Annotated in this window: 19 protein-coding genes; 12 read left to right on the top strand and 7 right to left on the bottom strand. The window is 62.3% G+C overall.

Annotated elements, in window-relative coordinates; translation table 11 throughout:
* Nucleotides 1-3: 3 nt before the first annotated feature.
* Nucleotides 4-306 carry a hypothetical protein gene (locus KF794_08605; protein QYK43868.1) on the bottom strand — a complete coding sequence of 101 codons (303 nt, stop codon included), beginning with the start codon at nt 304-306 and terminating at the stop codon, nt 4-6.
* Nucleotides 303-935 carry a glutathione S-transferase N-terminal domain-containing protein gene (locus KF794_08600; protein ID QYK43867.1) on the bottom strand — a complete coding sequence of 211 codons (633 nt, stop codon included), beginning with the start codon at nt 933-935 and terminating at the stop codon, nt 303-305. Before KF794_08600 ends, KF794_08605 begins: the two co-directional genes overlap by 4 nt.
* Nucleotides 936-1017: 82 nt before the next feature.
* Between KF794_08600 and KF794_08595 the strand changes: the two genes are divergently transcribed.
* Nucleotides 1018-1284, top strand: a complete 267-nt coding sequence (locus KF794_08595; GenBank protein QYK43866.1) for a hypothetical protein — start codon at nt 1018-1020, stop codon at nt 1282-1284.
* A gap of 29 nt (nt 1285-1313) precedes the next feature.
* On the opposite strand, the gene KF794_08590 is transcribed toward KF794_08595, so the two are convergent.
* Nucleotides 1314-1709 carry a PilZ domain-containing protein gene (locus KF794_08590; GenBank protein QYK43865.1) on the bottom strand — a complete coding sequence of 132 codons (396 nt, stop codon included), beginning with the start codon at nt 1707-1709 and terminating at the stop codon, nt 1314-1316.
* Between the two features lie 156 nt (nt 1710-1865).
* Between KF794_08590 and KF794_08585 the strand changes: the two genes are divergently transcribed.
* From KF794_08585 to KF794_08575, 3 genes are all read left to right on the top strand, one after another.
* On the top strand, nt 1866-2210 hold the full coding sequence (locus KF794_08585) for a hypothetical protein (GenBank protein ID QYK43864.1): 345 nt from the start codon (nt 1866-1868) through the stop codon (nt 2208-2210).
* Entirely contained in the window at nt 2207-3667 is a 1461-nt protein-coding gene (locus KF794_08580; protein ID QYK43863.1) for a hypothetical protein, read from the top strand. The genes KF794_08585 and KF794_08580 overlap by 4 nt, the downstream gene beginning before the upstream one ends.
* A 74-nt stretch (nt 3668-3741) precedes the next feature.
* Nucleotides 3742-4638: a DMT family transporter gene (locus tag KF794_08575; GenBank protein QYK43862.1), complete on the top strand. Its 897-nt coding sequence runs from the start codon at nt 3742-3744 to the stop codon at nt 4636-4638.
* An 18-nt stretch (nt 4639-4656) separates the two neighbouring features.
* Here KF794_08575 and KF794_08570 read toward each other — a convergent pair whose 3' ends face one another.
* Nucleotides 4657-5784, bottom strand: a complete 1128-nt coding sequence (locus KF794_08570; GenBank protein ID QYK43861.1) for an S-(hydroxymethyl)glutathione dehydrogenase/class III alcohol dehydrogenase — start codon at nt 5782-5784, stop codon at nt 4657-4659.
* A gap of 360 nt (nt 5785-6144) precedes the next feature.
* On the opposite strand from KF794_08570, the gene KF794_08565 reads away from it, so the two are divergent.
* Nucleotides 6145-7335, top strand: coding sequence for a GNAT family N-acetyltransferase (locus tag KF794_08565; GenBank protein ID QYK43860.1), 1191 nt, complete (start codon nt 6145-6147; stop codon nt 7333-7335).
* On the top strand, nt 7332-8288 hold the full coding sequence (locus tag KF794_08560; protein QYK43859.1) for a cupin-like domain-containing protein: 957 nt from the start codon (nt 7332-7334) through the stop codon (nt 8286-8288). Before KF794_08565 ends, KF794_08560 begins: the two co-directional genes overlap by 4 nt.
* Nucleotides 8289-8363: 75 nt before the next feature.
* Here KF794_08560 and KF794_08555 read toward each other — a convergent pair whose 3' ends face one another.
* Entirely contained in the window at nt 8364-9023 is a 660-nt protein-coding gene (locus KF794_08555) for a peroxiredoxin (protein QYK43858.1), read from the bottom strand.
* Nucleotides 9024-9227: 204 nt separating this feature from the next.
* Here KF794_08555 and KF794_08550 point away from each other — a divergent pair, with 204 nt between their 5' ends.
* The 3 genes from KF794_08550 to KF794_08540 all read left to right on the top strand — a co-directional run bounded on the left by KF794_08550 (nt 9228) and on the right by KF794_08540 (nt 11580).
* Nucleotides 9228-9680: an Rrf2 family transcriptional regulator gene (locus KF794_08550; protein QYK43857.1), complete on the top strand. Its 453-nt coding sequence runs from the start codon at nt 9228-9230 to the stop codon at nt 9678-9680.
* Nucleotides 9634-10374, top strand: a complete 741-nt coding sequence (locus KF794_08545; protein ID QYK43856.1) for a class I SAM-dependent methyltransferase — start codon at nt 9634-9636, stop codon at nt 10372-10374. The genes KF794_08550 and KF794_08545 overlap by 47 nt, the downstream gene beginning before the upstream one ends.
* A gap of 123 nt (nt 10375-10497) precedes the next feature.
* Entirely contained in the window at nt 10498-11580 is a 1083-nt protein-coding gene (locus tag KF794_08540; GenBank protein QYK43855.1) for an ionic transporter y4hA, read from the top strand.
* Between the two features lie 34 nt (nt 11581-11614).
* Here KF794_08540 and KF794_08535 read toward each other — a convergent pair whose 3' ends face one another.
* On the bottom strand, nt 11615-12514 hold the full coding sequence (locus KF794_08535; GenBank protein QYK43854.1) for an AraC family transcriptional regulator: 900 nt from the start codon (nt 12512-12514) through the stop codon (nt 11615-11617).
* Nucleotides 12515-12614: 100 nt separating this feature from the next.
* Here KF794_08535 and KF794_08530 point away from each other — a divergent pair, with 100 nt between their 5' ends.
* The gene (locus KF794_08530) at nt 12615-13367 is read left to right on the top strand and encodes an SDR family oxidoreductase (GenBank protein ID QYK43853.1); all 753 of its coding nucleotides are present in this window, start codon (nt 12615-12617) and stop codon (nt 13365-13367) included.
* A gap of 45 nt (nt 13368-13412) precedes the next feature.
* On the opposite strand, the gene KF794_08525 is transcribed toward KF794_08530, so the two are convergent.
* Nucleotides 13413-14354 (bottom strand): ring-cleaving dioxygenase, encoded by a 942-nt coding sequence (locus tag KF794_08525; protein ID QYK43852.1) that lies wholly within the window; start codon nt 14352-14354, stop codon nt 13413-13415.
* A gap of 228 nt (nt 14355-14582) precedes the next feature.
* On the opposite strand from KF794_08525, the gene KF794_08520 reads away from it, so the two are divergent.
* A complete protein-coding gene (locus KF794_08520) occupies nt 14583-15416 on the top strand; it encodes a hypothetical protein (GenBank protein ID QYK43851.1) in 834 nt (277 codons plus the stop codon).
* Nucleotides 15417-15584: 168 nt separating this feature from the next.
* Nucleotides 15585-17597 carry an acetyl/propionyl/methylcrotonyl-CoA carboxylase subunit alpha gene (locus KF794_08515; GenBank protein QYK43850.1) on the top strand — a complete coding sequence of 671 codons (2013 nt, stop codon included), beginning with the start codon at nt 15585-15587 and terminating at the stop codon, nt 17595-17597.
* The last annotated feature ends 3 nt before the right edge of the window (nt 17598-17600 follow it).

The raw sequence follows: 17600 nt of genomic DNA, 5'->3' as shown, positions 1-17600 counted from the left end.
CGGCTAGATCACTAGCATCAGCGCGAACCAGACCAACACGGCTACTTTTGCAAAAGCGGCAAGCGGAGATTCCCGTTCGCGGACGGCGGCGCGCCATGTCGCGACCGTCATCAGGATATTGTAGGGCAGGGGCGCGATGTGAAATAGCAATGCGATCCATGCAGGACCACGATTGAGAAAGATCGCAAGCGCCACGCCAGCGGTTGCGAGATTGAGCAGCGTGCCCCACGCAATCGCGTATTCCCAGAACACGCGGGAAAGCGGCGCATCGCCGCGCCATAACGCTGCGATGCGCGTCGCAATCATTTCGGGAGCGGAATCGGGCCGGTGTCTTTCGGCACCTGATAGCCCTTCTGCACGCCCGGCCGGGCGGCGATGGCAAGATACCAGCGCTTGACGTTCGGATATTCGTCCATGCCGATGCCCTGCCATTCGTAGCGGGAAACCCACGGCCAGATCGCGATGTCGGCGATGGAGTAGTCGCCCGCGACGAAGTCGCGGCCTTCGAGCTGCGTGTTGAGCACTCTGTAGAGACGCTTTGCTTCCGTGGCGTAGCGTTCCTCGGCGTAGGGCGCCTTGCCTTTATTGAAGTGCAGAAAGTGATGGGCTTGTCCGAGCATCGGGCCGAGGCCGCCCATCTGCCACATGAGCCACTCAACCACGCGATAGCGCGACGGGACGTCCTTGGGCATCAGCTTGCCGGACTTTTCGGCGAGATACATGAGAATCGCCCCCGATTCGAACAGGGAATAATTCGTTTCGCGGTCGACGATGGCCGGGATGCGGTTGTTCGGACTGATCTTGAGGAAGTCGGGCGCGAACTGCTCGTTCTTGCCGATGTCGATGGAGTGGACCGTGTAGGGCAGGCCCATTTCTTCCAGAGCAATGGAAACTTTCCGTCCGTTCGGCGTTGTCCAGGTGTAAAGGTCGATCATTCCGGTTCCTTCGTTCGCGACAGGGGCCGCTTTTGTATGCGTCCCTTATATACGCTTCAATGTCCAAGGCAGGAGGGCTGTCATGAACACAATGTATGCCGCGCGGTTCTGGATCGAGATCATTGCCGCGCTTACGATCCCCATCGCCATCGCCGCAGTTATGTATCAGCGGCATCGGGATGGCGGTGTGATCGGGGTCCGTACCATCCAGATCCTCGCGATCGCGGTGCTCGCGCCGCTGATCCTGATTCTGGGGCTGGAGAAGGTGCTGGAGCCGAGCGCGGTAGGCGCCCTGATCGGCGCGCTGCTCGGTTATCTGCTGTCCGGTATCGGAAACGAAAAGGCGTAAGGCAGCGCCGCTGCCGCTCGCCGGTTTCGCTAGCCGTTCTTGGCTTCGAGATCGGCGATCCGGCGGCGCAGGGACGCCAGTTCGCGTTCCAGTTTCTCGATGCGCTCCATCGCGGTGCCATGCGTGCCGGGCGATGCAGCGGGCGCGAGAGCCGGTACGATATTCGGCGCTTCCGCGTTGGGGGCGAATTTTACGCCGACCTCGTTGCCGTGGTTCCAGACAATCTCGACACGGATAGTCTGGTCGCGGTTCGGGATGTTGAGTTCGAAGGTATGGGGTAGCGGGGCGCTGCCGGAGAAAACCAGCCGCGCGCCTTCCTCGGTCAGTTCGCGAATGATGCAGTCAATGCTAGACCGGCCGCCGTTGTAGAGAACGCGGCCCTGAAGAAATGTTCTGTGACGCAGAACTTGTCTTTGTTCGAGCATTTTGGAAGCTGCCTGCATATTCCCGGTACTTTGTTCTTTAGAAATTAAGACCTCGTTAAGCCCCGATGCGGACGGACCGAAAATGGAACTCGCAACCGCTCGTTAACCCTACGGGTGGTAACCGGTGATGGGTTTGGTGCCGGTAAGTCCGCTGTCGTGAACAAAATACTGAAAAACGGCTTGGCCGATTTTACCGCAATTTTCTCGGTTGCCGCCTTCACGCTTATCTGGGTCGCGGGGATGTCACTCTCGCCACGCGAACCGGGACAAGCCGTGGCAGTGATCTTTCCGCCCTGGACCGACGCCAAGGCGGCGTTCGAGCGGGCCACGGAAGCCGGGGGACGTTTCGTGCGTTATGGCGCATGGCCGTTCGTCGCCGTCGTCGCTCCAGAAACTCAAAATTATTCCGGTAACGTTCGCGCTAATGGCGCGTGGTTTGTTGCCGATCCGCAAAAACTCGCGGCTTGTCTGAGGCCGTTCCAATCCAATGGTGCAGAATGAACAGGCTGGAGCAGTTTCAGCGAACCGTTGCCATCGCGCTTATCTCGCTTTCCGCGCTGCATGTGCCCGTGATCGCACTCATCGCCTGGGCTACTGGAAAAGAAGCATCGGCCATCGTTTCGGTTGCTTTCGCGATGGCCGGGCTGCCCACGGTGCTGTTTCTGCTCAACCGGCCTATGCCGGTAATTGCCTATGCGCTTGCGGTTGCGCTGGTAGGCCAGACTTCGCTCGCGGTGTTTTTGCTGAGCGGTCATGCGTGGCAGATCGAAGCGCACTTCTATTATTTCGCGGTGCTCGCAATGCTTTCCGGCTTTTGCGACTGGAGGCCTATTCTGCTCGCTGCAGGCCTGACAGCGGTTCATCATCTTACACTCAATTTCCTGTTACCGGGCGCGCTCTATCCGGGCGGTAGCGATTTCATACGGGTTATGGTTCACGCCGTCGTGGTCGTCGTTGAAACCGTGATGCTGGTCGGTATCAGCATCGTCATTCGCCGGACGTTCGAAGAAGCCTTCGAGGAGCGGGCGAGGTCTGATCGCTCCGCGCTTGAACTGAAACAACTGGCCGTGAGCCGTAGCGAAGACCTGAAGCTCTCCACGTCTCACGCAAAAGAGTTGCAGCAACTGCTTGATCGCTTCGAGCGCGAGATGGCGGAGTCGGTCGAGATTCTCCACGGTGCCGCGCGCAATCTGCAGGGGAACGCGCAAGGTTTGAATGACGCTGCCGATAATGCCAGTTCGGAGTCGGTAAAAGTCGCAGCAATCACGGAAGAAACTTCGATACAGGTGAAAACCGTCGCGGAAGCGGGCGAGTCGCTGGCGCAAACCATCGCCGAAGTCGGTGCATCCGTGTCCGAGTCGTCGCGCCTTGCAGGCGACGCGGTTTCGCAGGCGGCGGTGACTACTGGCACCATCGACGAAATGGCGAAAGTGGCGGAAGAAATCGGCAGCGTGACCAGCCTGATTTCGGCCATCGCGGGACAAACCAATCTGCTCGCGCTGAACGCAACCATCGAAGCCGCGCGCGCGGGCGAAACGGGCAGGGGTTTCGCCGTAGTGGCGCAGGAAGTGAAAGCGCTTGCCGCGCAAACCGCCAAAGCCACGCAGGACATCGCTTCGCGCATCGAGGCGATGCAGCAGGCGACCGGGAAATCGGTGACTGCGATTCAGGAAATTTCTGGCACCATTTCGCAACTCGACGCATTCTCGTCCCGCATTGCAAATGCGGTCGAAGAACAGGTCGCTTCAGCACGCGAGATTGCGGGCAACGTCAGCTCGGTGGCGGGCGGCATCGGGGAGGTTTCGGCTTCTCTCGGCCAGATCGAGGCGGTTGCGGAAAAGGCAAGCCGCTCCTCGGCCGATCTCAGCGAGGCTGCGAATGCGGTCGCCGACCAGACCAGCCGCATCCGCGCGCGCGTTCGCTCGTTCGCGGACGACATGGCGCGGCTCCGGGCATAGCGGCATTGCACGCGGGCGGTTTGTAAGCCGCCCCGAAGGCTGGCAGAAGGGCTGGCCAATTTTCGTAGCCCGCGATGTCAACCAATTCCCGCAACCTCGACGCCTTGGTCAAGGCAGCGCCCGCGCTGTTCGTGCTGCTGTGGAGCACCGGCTTCATCGCGAACAAATATGCGCTTGCGCATGCCGATGCGATGACCTTCGTAGCGATCCGGCTCGGCCTTGCAGCGGTGGTGATGGCGCTGCTTGCAACGGTCTTGCGCGCCGGGATGCCGCGCGGGATCGAGTTCCTGCACAACGCGGTCAGCGGCTTTCTGGTCCACGGCGCGTATCTCTGCGGCGTTGCGGTTGCGATGGCGACCGGCATGCCGGCCGGGATTGCCGCGCTCATGGTCGGACTGCAACCGATCCTCACGTCCACGCTTGCGAACCGGCTACTCGGCGAGCGTGTGCAGTTGCTGCAATGGATGGGTCTCGCGCTTGGGCTGGTCGGCGTGTGGCTCGTCGTGCGCGGGAAGGCGGCGGGCGATACCACGCTTTACGGCTGGGCGGGCATCGTAATCGCACTTCTCGGCATCACGCTCGGCACGATCTACCAGAAGCGTTTCGGCGGTGGCACCGATTTTATCGCAGCGATGCCGGTGCAATACGCGGCTGCCGCACTGCTGGCAGGCGCGGGCGCGTTTCTGTTCGAGGACATGCGCGTCGAGCACGTTGCGGCGTTCTGGGTGCCGGTGGCGTGGAATGTGTTCGTACTCTCATGCGGCGCGATCGTGCTGCTTTACATGCTGATCCGCCGCGCAGCGGCGACTAGGGTGGTCTCGCTATTCTACCTCACGCCGCCGACGACCGCGGTGATGTCCTATGCATTGTTCGGCGAGCAGCTTGGTTTGTGGGCGTTGATCGGTATGGCGCTGTGCGTTGCGGGCGTACTGCTCGTGAACTGGAAAGCCGCGCCGTCCGCGGCAACCTGAGGCGGCGCGGCTTATCTCCTAGAACAACACGACGCTGCGGATCGACTTGCCTTCGTGCATGAGGTCGAAGCCCTTGTTGATGTCTTCGAGCGGCATGGTGTGGGTGATCATGGGGTCGATCTGGATTTTGCCTTCCATGTACCAGTCCACGATCTTCGGGACATCGGTGCGGCCCCTCGCGCCGCCGAATGCGGTGCCTTTCCAGACGCGGCCGGTGACGAGCTGGAACGGACGCGTAGAGATTTCCGCGCCGGCGGGCGCTACGCCGATCACGATGCTTTCGCCCCAGCCGCGGTGACACGCTTCGAGCGCCTGCCGCATCACGGTGACATTGCCGGTGCAGTCGAAGGTGTAGTCGGCGCCGCCGATCTGGTCTGCGGGAGTTTTCGTCATGTTGACGAGATGGGGGACAAGGTCTTTCCCGGCTTCCTTCGCGTTGACGAAATGCGTCATGCCGAATTTTTCGCCCCATGCCTTGCGGTCCGGGTTGAGGTCGACGCCGATGATCATGTCGGCGCCCGCGAGCCGCAGACCCTGAATGACGTTGAGGCCGATGCCGCCGAGTCCGAACACCACCGCTTTCGCGCCGGGCGTGACCTTCGCCGTGTTCAGCACCGCGCCGACGCCGGTGGTGACGCCGCAGCCGATGTAGCAAATCTTGTCGAAGGGCGCGTCCTCGCGGACCTTCGCGACGGCGATCTCGGGCAGCACCGTATAATTCGCGAAGGTGGAAGTGCCCATGTAGTGATGCAGCTTCTTGCCGCCGATGGAGAAGCGCGAGGTGCCGTCCGGCATCAGGCCCAGTCCCTGCGTCGCACGGATCGCGGTGCAGAGATTGGTTTTGCGCGACAGGCAGGAAGGGCACTGGCGGCATTCCGGTGTGTAGAGCGGAATGACGTGATCGCCTTTCTTCACGCTGGCAACGCCGGGACCGACATCGACCACGATGCCCGCACCTTCGTGGCCAAGAATGGCGGGAAAGATTCCCTCCGGGTCCGCGCCGGAGAGCGTGAACTCGTCGGTGTGGCAGATGCCGGTCGCCTTGATTTCGACCAGCACTTCGCCGGCCTTCGGCCCTTCGAGCTGAACGGTGGTGACTTCGAGCGGTTTTCCGGCAGCTACGGCGACGGCGGCACGCACATCCATCTGGATTCTCCTTCTTCTTTCTTGCAGCAAGTGTAGCCGTGCGCGGGCGCAACCGCAAAAATTGTAGCAATCCCTTTCACAAAAGATTCACCACGGTGGCGTGCGGCATCGTTGTCTTAAGCGGCTTTATGCTCTCCGCCGAACGGTTCCTTAAGCGCGGCGCGCTAGTTTGCGCGCAACAAAAAGAAGAGGGATGCGGCGGACGGGCGGCGGTTCTCGCGCAGAGAACACGGCAGCCAATTTGCAGCTTCCCGAAACAGGTTCACTAGGGACTCGCGCATTTCCCGCGTTTTCCGTCTCAAGCAGCCGCAAGCTGTGCCGGGGCGGGACGGGGAACGCGGCTCCGGGAAGCGACTGTCCTTGAGCGATACACAGGCGGCACTCGGTTTTCTGCCAGCGGCAGCGCATGAACGCGCGGGCGTGACGGCGCGCGCCTCTGAACTGGTCGCGCTCGATGCGGTTCCGGTCGCTGCGTGGAGCATGCTGTTCGCGCGCGCGGCCGAACCCAATCCGTTTTATTCGCCCGAATGGGCGCTGGCTGTGCATGAACATGCGCGCGGCCATCGCGGTGCGCAGGCGCTGCTCGCATGGGATTCTCCTGCGAAGAACCGCCTGATCGGCATGTTGCCGGTGGTCTCCGCGTGGCGTGCATTGAAGTTGCCGCTCCCGGTCCTCGTTGCGTGGCAGGGGTATGTGCCGCTTTCGGTGCCGCTGCTGGACTGCGACGAGGCCTTGCGCGCGGCGCAGGGACTGCTCGCCGCCGCAAGGCAGGCGGGTGCGAAGGCGCTGCTGCTGCCGTATCTCACCGGCGAAGGCGCGGCAGCCCGCGCATTCCGCGATGCTCTGGCATCGCAGAAGCGCTCTCCCGTTACGCTGCATACGGAAGAACGGGCGCTGCTCGACGCGACCGCCGATCCGGAAGCGATGCTGCAAGAAGCGCTCGGCTCGAAAAAACTCAAGGAGCTGCGCCGGCAGCGCAATCGCCTGAACGACGACGGCGAGGTTCAGTTCTCCGTAAACCAGCCCGCCGAACTGACGGATGCGCTGAACGATTTCCTTGCGCTCGAAGCCGCAGGTTGGAAGGGCAAGCGCGGCACCGCGCTCGGCGCGCATGAAGGCGACAGGGAGTTTATCGAGAGCGCGGCGGCGAAGCTTTCGGCACAGGATCGTTTCTTCGTCGCGCGGCTTATGCGCGGCAAGGAAGTCCTCGCGGCGGGCCTCGCCTTGCGCCACGGTGCGCGCGCCTACTTCTATAAAGTGACGCATGACGAGCGGCTGGCGAAGTGTTCGCCCGGCGTGCAGCTCACGCTGGAACTGACCCGGCACTTCTGCGCCGACAATGCGGTTACGGAAGTCGATTCCACCGCGTCCGCCGATCATCCGATGATCAATCACATCTGGAAGAAGCGGCTGGTGCTGACCGAGACGCTGCTGCCGCTTTCCGGCGGCACCATTCCGATCCGTCTTTCCATTCTTTTGCGGCGAACCTTGCGCGAAGGAGCGCGCCGCATTGTGCATCGCTATCGCGCCTTCAGGGAGAAGTCGTCATGAGCATGGTTCAGCCCGCTGACCCGAAAGCCTTCGCGGAATTTCCGAACCTTCCGTTCCGCATCAAGCACGAACTGGTCGGCAATCCGCTGCTCACGTTGCCGGAAATCGTAAAGCTGGTGCGTGAATTGCCGCGCGACCAGATCGAATACAGCTCCGGCAAGGCCGAGATCGGACAGGACCCGAAGAAGGTGCAGGCCATCGACCTGCCGCCGGAAGAGGTCGTGAAGAGCATCGAGACGGCCGGCGCGTGGATGGTGCTGAAGCGCGTGGACGTGCATCCCGCGTATCGCAACATTCTGGAACAGGCGCTGCTCTCGGTCGCGAAGGCGAGGGGTTTCGCTTCGCTGGATGAAGCCGGCTTCGAGGACATCGAGGGCTTCCTGTTCGTGTCGTCGCCGAATTCCACCACGCCGTTCCATACCGACGCGGAAGACAATTTCTTCGTGCAGATCCACGGCGAGAAATTCTTCCACGTCTACGACAACCGCGATCATTCGATTGCGACGGTGGAGGAACTGGAATCCTCGGCTACCAAGCATCGCAACATCAAGTACGATCCGAGGTTCGACGCGAAGGGCGTCGCGCACCAGCTTTTCCCCGGCGACGGCGTATTCGTACCGTACCAGTGGCCGCACTGGGTGCGCACTGCGAACAATCACTCGATCTCGCTGGCGATTACATGGAAGACCAAGGCCGTTCGCCGCCGCAACGACCTTTACGTCTTCAACTCGTTCCTGCGCGGCATGGGCCTGCCGCAGGCTGCGCCAGACGCGCACCCTGCGATTGATGCGCTCAAACTCGCCGCCATGCGAACCGTGCAGGCAGTGGTGTCGCCGCTTCGCAAGAGCGAGGGCATGCGCCGCGTGCTGCGCCGCCTCGTGCTCGGCAAGGATGCGAACTACTATTACAACGACAACAAGAAGCAGGCGGACAAGGCTAAAGAAGCGGCGTAATCCTTCGTAGGGATCGCCGTAAGAGAAAGGGCGCAGCAGAAGCTGCGCCCTTTTTGTTTCGCGATTGCGCGTGCGTTATTTCGGCTGCGGCACGATGCGGATATACGGCTTCGGCGATTTCCAGCCGTTCGGATAGGTCTTCTTCGCGTCGTCGTCGGTGACCGAGCCGGCAATGATGACGTCGTCGCCGTGCTTCCAGTCCACCGGCGTCGCGACCTTGTGCTTCGCGGTGAGCTGGAGCGAGTCCAGCACGCGCAGCACCTCGTCGAAGTTGCGGCCCGTGGTCATGGGGTAGGCGATCATCAGCTTGATCTGCTTGTCGGGGCCGATGATGTAGACGTTGCGCACGGTCTGGTTGGTCGCAGCGGTGCGGCCTTCCGAAGTGTCGCCCGCGTTGCCGGGCAGCATGCCCCATGCCTTCGAGATCGAGAGGTCGGTGTCGCCGATCATCGGGAAGTTCGGCTTCACGCCTTGGGTTTCCTCGATGTCCTTCGCCCAGTCGGCGTGGCGGTCGACTGGATCGACCGAGAGGCCGATGATCTTGGTGTTGCGCTTGTCGAATTCGGGTTTCAGCTTCGCCATGCGGCCAAGCTCGGTGGTGCAGACCGGCGTGAAGTCCTTGGGGTGCGAGAACAGCACGGCCCATTTGTCGCCGATCCAGTCGTGGAATTTGATTTTGCCTTCGGTGGTCTGGGCCTCGAAATCCGGCGCCTTGTCGCCAATGGTAACGGCCATGACTGGTCTCCTTTGTCAGCTTTCTGAAATCCGGTCCCTCGGGGCGTAAAGCCGGGCGCACGGGAGGGGTTCCCGGCATATAGGGAGATTTACAGAAGATTGCTACATATGGCTTTATTAAACAGTATTATTATGTGTATTTGGGTTGAGTGTTGCAGGAATGAAAGGTTGTGGTACGCATAATCACGTAATATATGAAGTTACATGATACGAGATAGCCGCCTGTCCGGAATTCTTCACGTCCTGCTCCACATGGCCGAGAGCCGCGGGCCGGTTACTTCCGAAACCCTTGCCCGCGCCATGCAGACCAATCCCGTCGTCGTTCGCCGCGTGATGGGCAGCTTGCGCGAGCAGGGATACGTGCGGTCGGAGAAAGGGCATGGCGGTGGCTGGTCGCTGCAATGCGATTTCTCGCGGGTGACGCTGCGCGACATCCATGAAGCTTTAGGCGGATCTTCGCTGCTCGCGATCGGCAACCGCAACGAGAAGCCGCAATGCCTGGTCGAGCTGGCGGTGAACGCTGCGCTCGACGATGCTTTTCGCGATGCGGAGGCCCTGCTGCTGGCGCGTTTCGGCGAAGTCACCTTGCAGGCATTGAGCAACGACTTCCATGTACGGCTCGCGCGCCATCCGGAGAAGCAGCATGACCATGCGTGAGCAAGCGCCCGACGGCGCGCAGTATTTCCTAGATCACTTTTCCGATGCGAATGCCGTAGCCAACTACGCGCAAGGGCCGCGCCGCTTCGTGCCGGGCTTCGATGCGCTTCACACCATGACATCCGTGCTGCTGGCTGAACGCGCGCCGGTTGATGCGCGCGTGCTGGTGTTAGGAGCGGGTGGCGGACTGGAACTGAAAGCGCTGGCTTCCGATCATCCGCGGTGGACCTTTACCGGCATCGATCCCGCCAAGCCCATGCTCGATCTTGCTGCGAAAGCGCTTGGCCCGATGATGGATCGCGTTGAACTGATCGAAGGCTATATCGGCGACGCGCCGGAAGGGCCGTTCGACGCAGCGGTGTGTCTGCTCACGTTGCATTTTCTCAATGCAGAGGATCGCAGGCGTACCGCGGAAGCAATCCATCGGCGCTTGAAACCGGGCGCTCCATTCGTGGCGGCGCATTCCAGCTTCCCGCAAGATGCGAAGAACGAATGGCTGGCGCGCTACGCCGCTTACGCCATCACGCGCGGCGCCGATCCCGAACAGGCGGCCAGTGCGCGCTCGGCCGTTGCGGCCAGCCTGAACCTATTCGATCCCGCGCAGGACGAAGAAATTCTGCGCAACGCCGGTTTTTCGGACGCAGCCTTGTTCTTCGCCGCATTCACATGGCGGGGATGGATCGCGCATGCATAGCGCGTTTGGGAACCGGGTTTAGGCGCTCCTGAAAAGTTCCATGTTTGCGATAAGAGGTACGGCTAGGCATAACAGCGGACATACTTACAAGAGAAGGAGGATGGCGCGCGTCCGCCGCAAGGAATGCTTCGAGATCATATTCCGCCAACGACATGGGTTGCGCCGCTCATCGGCTGGCTGCTGCTCGCTGCATCCTTTCTTTTCACGCATTCGTTTTTTCTGGTTTTGCTCTCCATCGGACTGGTCGCGTGCGTGCTGGCTGCCGTGCATCACGCCGAAGTCGTGGCGCATCGCGTTGGCGAGCCGTTCGGCACGCTTGTGCTCGCGCTTGCGGTTACGGTGATCGAGGCTTCCCTCATCGTCTCGTTGATGATCGTGGGCGGACCTGAGGCGGCGGCGCTGGCGCGGGACACCATCTTTGCCGCGATCATGATCATCCTCAACGGCATGGTCGGCTTATTTCTGCTGAGCGGAGGCTCGCGGCACGGCGAACAGGCATTCGGCCGCTATGGCGTGAACGCAGCGCTCGCCACGCTTGCGACCATGGCCGTGTTGACGCTGATCCTGCCGAACACGACCACGACGACTACCGGGCCGGTCTACTCGGCAAGCCAGCTCATCCTCGTGGCGATCACGCTGCTTGTGCTCTATGGCAGCTTCGTCCTCGTCCAGACCGTGCGGCACAGGGACTATTTCCTGCCGGTAGGAGATGCCGCGAGTGACGAAGATGCGCACGCGGCGCCACCGAGCACGACGACGGCAATTATCAGTTCGCTTCTCCTGCTCGCGTGTCTCATCGCGGTAGTGCTGCTCGCAAAGGCATTGTCGCCGGCCATCGAGGCGACGGTCGCAGCGGCGGGTGCGCCCAAAGCGGTGGTCGGTATCATTATTGCGGCCATCGTATTGTTGCCGGAGAGCCTCGCTGCGTTGAAGGCAGCCAGACTCAACAGGTTGCAGACGAGCATGAACCTTGCGCTCGGTTCGGCGCTGGCGACCATCGGGCTTACGATCCCGGTCGTGGTGCTGGTCGCGCTTTCGAGCGGCATGACGCTGGTGCTGGGTCTCGACCAAAAGGGCATGGTGCTGCTGGCGCTGACGCTTCTGGTCGCAACGCTGTCGCTCGGCACAGGGCGTACCACGGTGCTACAGGGCGTCGTCCACCTTGTGATCTTCGCGGTCTATCTCTTTACGACCATCGTCCCTTGAGCCGCGAACGCTGCTGCGGCTTCGTGCCTATCGTTTACGCCGCTGCGCGTGCGTAACGTCCCGGCGGCGTGCCGACATGCTTGCTGAAGGCAGTGCTGAAGGTGCTCGCCGAGCCGTAACCGACGCGCTCGGCGACTTCGGCCAGCGAGATGTCTTCGTTGCGCAGAAGATCTTTCGCGAGCGCCATGCGCCAGCCCAGCAGATATTCCATCGGCGGCACGCCGACCTGTTTCGAGAAACGGTCGAAAAAACCGGAGCGGGAGAGGGCGGCCTTGCCGGCCAGTTCCTCCACGCTCCACCCATGCGAAGGATCGCGATGCATTTCGCGGATCGCTTCCGCAAGCCGCGCATCTCTGAGACCACGAAGCAGGCCTGGTGGCGCGCTGGTATCTTGTGTCGAGCGCAGCGCTTCGATCAGCAGCACCTCGACCAGACGCGCGAGCGCAAGATCGCGTCCAGCTTCCTGCCGGTACGCTTCATCGGCAACGAGTTTCACCAGCAGCGAAAGCCGCTCCGCGCCGCGCACATGAATCTGCCGCGGGAGCAGCGAGACCAGCAACCCGGTATCCATCGCCTCGAACATGAAGTAGCCGCCGAGCAGGCGCGCATTCGGCGGGCCATCCTGTTTGCCGTGACGGACTTCTCCCGCGGTTGCCATTGCCGCATTCGGATCGATGAAGACAGGCTTGCCCGGTTCGAGGCTCGACATGGTGAAGCCCGGCGTCTTCGGCAGCAGCACGAAGTCGCCGGCTGCAAGCGTGACCGGCTCTTCGCCATCGACGGCGAGGCGGCAGTTTCCCTCGATCACCGTGCAGAAGCCCGGATGGCCGAACTCCGCATAACGCACGGCCCAGCGGCCTGCGCCGCTGATGCCTTTCGTAAAGACGGCGCGCGGCTTCAGGAGGGAAATGACTTCCGAGAGAGGGTCGGCCATTTCTGTACTATTTCAAATCAAATATGGATTATTGATCGTAGATAGTCCGATTTTTGGCCGGTATCAAGGCGGCAAGTCAACCCCGACAAGGAGATTTGCCATGAAAACCATCCTGATTACCGGCTGCTCGTCCGGCTACGGCCTTGAGACCGCCCGTCACTTCCACGCGCAGGGCTGGAACGTGATCGCCACCATGCGCACGCCCCGCGAGGGGCTGCTGCCGAAGTCGGAACGGCTTCGTGTGCTGCCGCTCGACATCACGAAGGCCGAAAGCATCGAGGCCGTGCTCGCGGCGAGCGGCCCCATCGACGCCCTCGTCAACAATGCCGGCATCGGCTTCGTCGGCGCGCTGGAAGCGACGTCGATGGAGAAGGCGCGGGAGATCTTCGAGACCAACACCTTCGGCACGATTGCGATGACGCAGGCCGTCATCCCGCAGATGCGGGCGCGCAAATCCGGCGTCATCGTCAACGTGACGTCGAGCGTGACGCTGACCGCGATGCCGCTCGCCTCCGTTTACACCGCCAGCAAGCAGGCGATCGAGGGTTTCACAGGCTCGTTGGCGCTGGAGCTGCAAGCCTTCAATGTACGGGCGAAGCTGGTCGAGCCGGGCTACGGCCCAACGACGAGATTCACGCAGAATGCCGGTTTCAACATCGAGGACGTCATTCCCGCGCCGTACAAGCCGTTCGCCGATCCGGTTCTCGCAGCCTTCGCGCGGCCCGCGATGGTGACGAGGGAGTCGGATGTTGCGGAAGCGGTCTGGCGTGCAGCGAACGACAGCAGCATGCAGCTTCATTTCCCTGCGGGCGCGGATGCCGTCGCGCTGGCGAAACTGAACAAGGCTGCGTGAAAACAAAAAATCCGCCCGTAGCGCGTGGCTACGGGCGGAAGTTCGTTATTCCAGCGGCGGCAGTGCCGCCGCGATCCGCTCGCGGTCTTTCTCGAACCAGGGCGGCAGTTTCAGCGAAGAGCCGAGACTTTCCTTCGGCTCGTCCCAGGTGAAGCCGGGCTTGTCGGTCGCGATCTCGAACAGGATCCCGCCCGGTTCGCGGAAATAAACCGAGTGGAAATACATCCGGTTGATCTGCTCGGTGGTGTTGATGCCGAGCGTCTGGCGGATGCGGTTCGCGATCTCGATCTCCTCGTCGTCGTCCTTCGCGCGGAAAGCGACATGGTGCAGCGTACCCGCGCCCTGCGAACCGCGCGGCTGGTCCTTGTCGATGACGATGTCGATATGGGCGCCGATGTCGGCGTCGCCGAGGAAACGCTGGCGGTCGCCATTCTTCTCGCGTTCCTTGCCGCCATCGGCATAGCCGAAGCCCTTGGTCAGCACTTCAGCCGTGCGCGCGCCGCCATGCGGGCGAAGCGTGATGCCCGAAAATCCGCGCACCGCATGTTCGAGCGGCACCGAACCTTCGCCCCATGCAGGCGCGTTCGCGGCCGTCGCGGTTTCGACGATCTCGATCTTCATGCCTTCGAGGTCTTGCAGGAAAAGCACCTTGTCGCCGAAGCGCTCGGTCTCGCTCGACGCGATGCCCTCGGTGTCCAGGCGTTTTTTCCAGAAACCCAGCGAGCCTTTCGGCACCGCGTAGCCGACCTCGACCGCTTCGCCCATGCCCTGCTGGCCGCGCGGCATGTTCTGCCAGAGGAAGAAGGTGAGGGCCGAGCCGGGCGCGCCGGTCTCATTGCCGTAATAGAGATGCCATGCGCTCGGATCGTCGAAATTGACCGTGCGCTTCACGAAACGAAGGCCCAACGTCTTCGTGTAGAAGCCGTAGTTCTTCTTCGCGTCGCCGGTGATACCGGTAATGTGATGGATTCCTGCGCTCTTGTTCATGGCGCGAACACCTGTCTGAAGGGTGAGGGGAAGACTGGTCCGCATATAGCTTTGAAGCCATCCGCCGAAAGTCCTGCAAGCGCAGGATTGCGATGGCGCATTTTCGCAACAGGACGCCGCTATTCGGCTTTTGACGCAAGTTTGAGCGGCCGGAAGCGCGTTTCATTAAACTCTTGGAAACCATAAAAGCCCGAGACTTGCCCCGTATTCGTAGCGTCCGGGGTCGTCATGGAGCAGTTGCGTCAGGTTGCGAAGCGTATCGACGCTTCCGATGTGGTTTCCCTTCTCAGCGAAGTTTATCCGGAAGGCGTGCGCGGCCGGAACGAGGCCGAGGCGTTGATCGCCTTCGACCGCGAATTCTCCGATCCCGCGCCGGAATGGCGAGGCTTCATGGCCGAGGCCATCGCCGATCATCTGGTCAACCGTTCGGAGCCGCGCGGCATCATCACGCTTGATGAGGCCGCCTGGCTCACGAAGACGCTGGCTCCCGAAGGAAGGCTCACCACGCAGGGCGCGGTTGAGGCGCTGGTTCGCACCATCGAGGCCGCTTCCGAAGTGCCCTCGACGCTGGTCGCTTTTGCCATCCGCGAGTTGTGGGCGGAAGTCATTGCGGGCGAGGGGCCGGCGGTCGGTGGACGCGCGCATTTTTCGCGCGAACTGGATGCACAGGACGTTTCGCTTCTGCGCCGCGTGCTGATCGCGGGTGGCGGGCGCAACGGCAGAGCGGTGAGCGCTGAGGAAGCGGAAGCGCTGTTCGACCTGCACGACGCAGTTGCGGGCGGCGACAACGATGCCGGTTTCTACGATCTCTTTTTCCGCGCCATTGCGAACTACCTGCTGGGCGCTTCCGCGTGCGACATGCCCGCCCGTCGCGACGCATTGATCCGCGAGCCGCGCCGCGATGCAGGGCGCAATATCGCCGCCGAGCATTGCGCATGGCTTTCCGTCCGCATCATGCGCGACGGCCGCCCGACCGATGCGGAGCGCGCGCTGTTGGCGCTGGTCGCGAACGGCACCGAGCCGGACCCCTCGCTCAGAAGTTCTTTCGACCGCGCCGCCTGATCCTGCTTCGCCGGTCCCATAAGCCCGGCGGCGGGATGCGGCTTGTCCTCGATTTGCCCGCGGGAGGGCAGGAAATCCCGGCCCGGAAAGCCGGATGACGCGTGCCTGATTGACAAAGGTAATATTGCGCCGCAAACCCAAGGGACTTGCGTCTAGTCCGGGCCGGGCATGTTCAAGAAAATACTGATCGCCAACCGCGGCGAGATCGCGTGCCGGGTCATCAAGACCGCGAAACGCATGGGCATCAAAACGGTCGCGGTCTATTCCGACGCCGACAAGGATGCGCTGCACGTCGAGATGGCCGACGAGGCCGTCCATATCGGTCCGCCGCCCGCGGCGCAGTCCTATCTCCTGATCGACAAGATCATCGACGCCTGCAAGCAGACCGGCGCCGAGGCCGTGCATCCGGGTTACGGCTTCCTGTCCGAGCGCGCGGCCTTCGCCGAGGCGCTGAAGAAGGCGAACATCACCTTCATCGGTCCGAACGTGCGCGCCATCGAGGCGATGGGCGACAAGATCGAATCCAAGAAGGCGGCTGCCGCGGCCAAGGTTTCGACCGTGCCGGGTTTCCTCGGCGTGATCGAGGACGCCAAGCACGCGACCAAGATCGCCGACGAGATCGGCTACCCGGTCATGATCAAGGCTTCCGCCGGCGGCGGCGGCAAGGGCATGCGCATTGCGCATTCGCAGGCGGAAGTGGCGGACGGCTTCGAGCGTGCGAAGTCGGAAGCGAAATCCTCCTTCGGCGACGACCGCGTCTTCATCGAGAAGTTCATCGTCAATCCGCGCCACATCGAAATCCAGGTGCTCGGCGACAAGCACGGCAACGTCATCTATCTCGGCGAGCGCGAATGTTCGATCCAGCGCCGCAACCAGAAGGTCATCGAGGAGGCGCCGTCGCCGCTGCTCGATGAGGCGACCCGCAAGAAGATGGGCGAGCAGGCGGTCGCGCTGGCAAAGGCGGTGGACTACGACACCGCGGGCACGGTCGAGTTCGTCGCGGGGCAGGACCGCTCTTTCTACTTCCTCGAAATGAATACGCGCCTGCAGGTCGAGCATCCGGTGACGGAGATGATCACCGGCATCGACCTTGTCGAGCAGATGATCCGCGTCGCTTACGGCGAGAAGCTTACGATCAAGCAGAGCGACGTGAAGCTGAACGGCTGGGCGGTGGAAAGCCGCATCTATGCCGAAGATCCGTATCGCGGTTTCCTGCCGTCCATTGGCCGCCTCTCGCGCTACCGCCCGCCTGCCGAAGGCAACGTGGGCGAGGCGACGGTGCGCAACGATACCGGCGTCTACGAGGGCGGCGAGATTTCGCTGTTCTACGATCCGATGATCGCGAAGCTGGTCACGCATGCGCCGACGCGCATTGCCGCCATCGACGCGCAGGCAAAGGCGCTCGATGCGTTCGTGGTCGATGGCGTCGGCCACAACATCCCGTTCCTTGCCGCGCTCATGCAACACGAACGCTGGCGCAAGGGTGCGCTTTCGACCGGATTCATCGCGGAAGAATATCCGGAAGGTTTCAAGGGCGTTGCGCCGGTCGGCGATGTCGCCACCGTGATCGCGTCGGTTGCGGCCGCCATCGACCTCGTGCTCGGCGAGCGCAAGCGCCGTATCTCCGGGCAGATGATGGGCCGCATCGTGCAGCGCGACCGCCGCCGCGCGGTCTGGCTGAACGCCGCTGAATATCCGCTCGATGTCGTACGCAACGGCGACGGCATTCAGGTCAACTTCCTCGCCGACGGCGAGACCACGCATTTCGTGAAGCTGAAGTCCGCGTGGAAGCCGGGCGACGCCGTCTGGAACGGTACGGTCGACGGCGAAGAAGTCGCGGTGCAGGTGCGCCCGGTCGCGAACGGATTCAAGCTCTCGTTCCGCGGCGCGCAAACCGTGGCCTATGTCTTTACGGCGACGGAAGCCGCCGCCGCGAAGCTGATGCCGGTGAAACAGGCCGGGGACAGCGGCAAGATCGTAAAATGCCCGATGCCGGGTCTTGTCGTTTCGATCGCGGTCAAGGAAGGCCAGCAGGTGCAGGCCGGCGACCAGCTTGCCATCGTCGAAGCGATGAAGATGGAAAACGTCATCCGCGCCGAGCGCGACGCGACCGTGAAGTCCGTCGCGGTGAAGGCAGGCGATAGCCTCGCGGTCGACGCAGTTATTCTCGAATTCGCGTGATGT

This window comes from Xanthobacteraceae bacterium, assembly GCA_019454205.1.
Classification (GTDB): Bacteria; Pseudomonadota; Alphaproteobacteria; order Rhizobiales; family Xanthobacteraceae.
The sequence above is the reverse complement of the archived record's forward strand: the minus strand, read 5'-3'. Positions and strand labels throughout refer to the sequence as shown.

Coding starts and splice junctions, on each gene's coding strand:
- KF794_08605 (QYK43868.1), bottom strand. CDS start 306: ATGATTGCGACGCGCATCGCAGCGTTATGGCGCGGCGATGCGCCGCTT.
- KF794_08600 (QYK43867.1), bottom strand. CDS start 935: ATGATCGACCTTTACACCTGGACAACGCCGAACGGACGGAAAGTTTCC.
- KF794_08595 (QYK43866.1), top strand. CDS start 1,018: ATGAACACAATGTATGCCGCGCGGTTCTGGATCGAGATCATTGCCGCG.
- KF794_08590 (QYK43865.1), bottom strand. CDS start 1,709: ATGCTCGAACAAAGACAAGTTCTGCGTCACAGAACATTTCTTCAGGGC.
- KF794_08580 (QYK43863.1), top strand. CDS start 2,207: ATGAACAGGCTGGAGCAGTTTCAGCGAACCGTTGCCATCGCGCTTATC.
- KF794_08575 (QYK43862.1), top strand. CDS start 3,742: ATGTCAACCAATTCCCGCAACCTCGACGCCTTGGTCAAGGCAGCGCCC.
- KF794_08570 (QYK43861.1), bottom strand. CDS start 5,784: ATGGATGTGCGTGCCGCCGTCGCCGTAGCTGCCGGAAAACCGCTCGAA.
- KF794_08560 (QYK43859.1), top strand. CDS start 7,332: ATGAGCATGGTTCAGCCCGCTGACCCGAAAGCCTTCGCGGAATTTCCG.
- KF794_08555 (QYK43858.1), bottom strand. CDS start 9,023: ATGGCCGTTACCATTGGCGACAAGGCGCCGGATTTCGAGGCCCAGACC.
- KF794_08550 (QYK43857.1), top strand. CDS start 9,228: ATGATACGAGATAGCCGCCTGTCCGGAATTCTTCACGTCCTGCTCCAC.
- KF794_08545 (QYK43856.1), top strand. CDS start 9,634: ATGTACGGCTCGCGCGCCATCCGGAGAAGCAGCATGACCATGCGTGAG.
- KF794_08540 (QYK43855.1), top strand. CDS start 10,498: ATGCTTCGAGATCATATTCCGCCAACGACATGGGTTGCGCCGCTCATC.
- KF794_08535 (QYK43854.1), bottom strand. CDS start 12,514: ATGGCCGACCCTCTCTCGGAAGTCATTTCCCTCCTGAAGCCGCGCGCC.
- KF794_08530 (QYK43853.1), top strand. CDS start 12,615: ATGAAAACCATCCTGATTACCGGCTGCTCGTCCGGCTACGGCCTTGAG.
- KF794_08525 (QYK43852.1), bottom strand. CDS start 14,354: ATGAACAAGAGCGCAGGAATCCATCACATTACCGGTATCACCGGCGAC.
- KF794_08520 (QYK43851.1), top strand. CDS start 14,583: ATGGAGCAGTTGCGTCAGGTTGCGAAGCGTATCGACGCTTCCGATGTG.
- KF794_08515 (QYK43850.1), top strand. CDS start 15,585: ATGTTCAAGAAAATACTGATCGCCAACCGCGGCGAGATCGCGTGCCGG.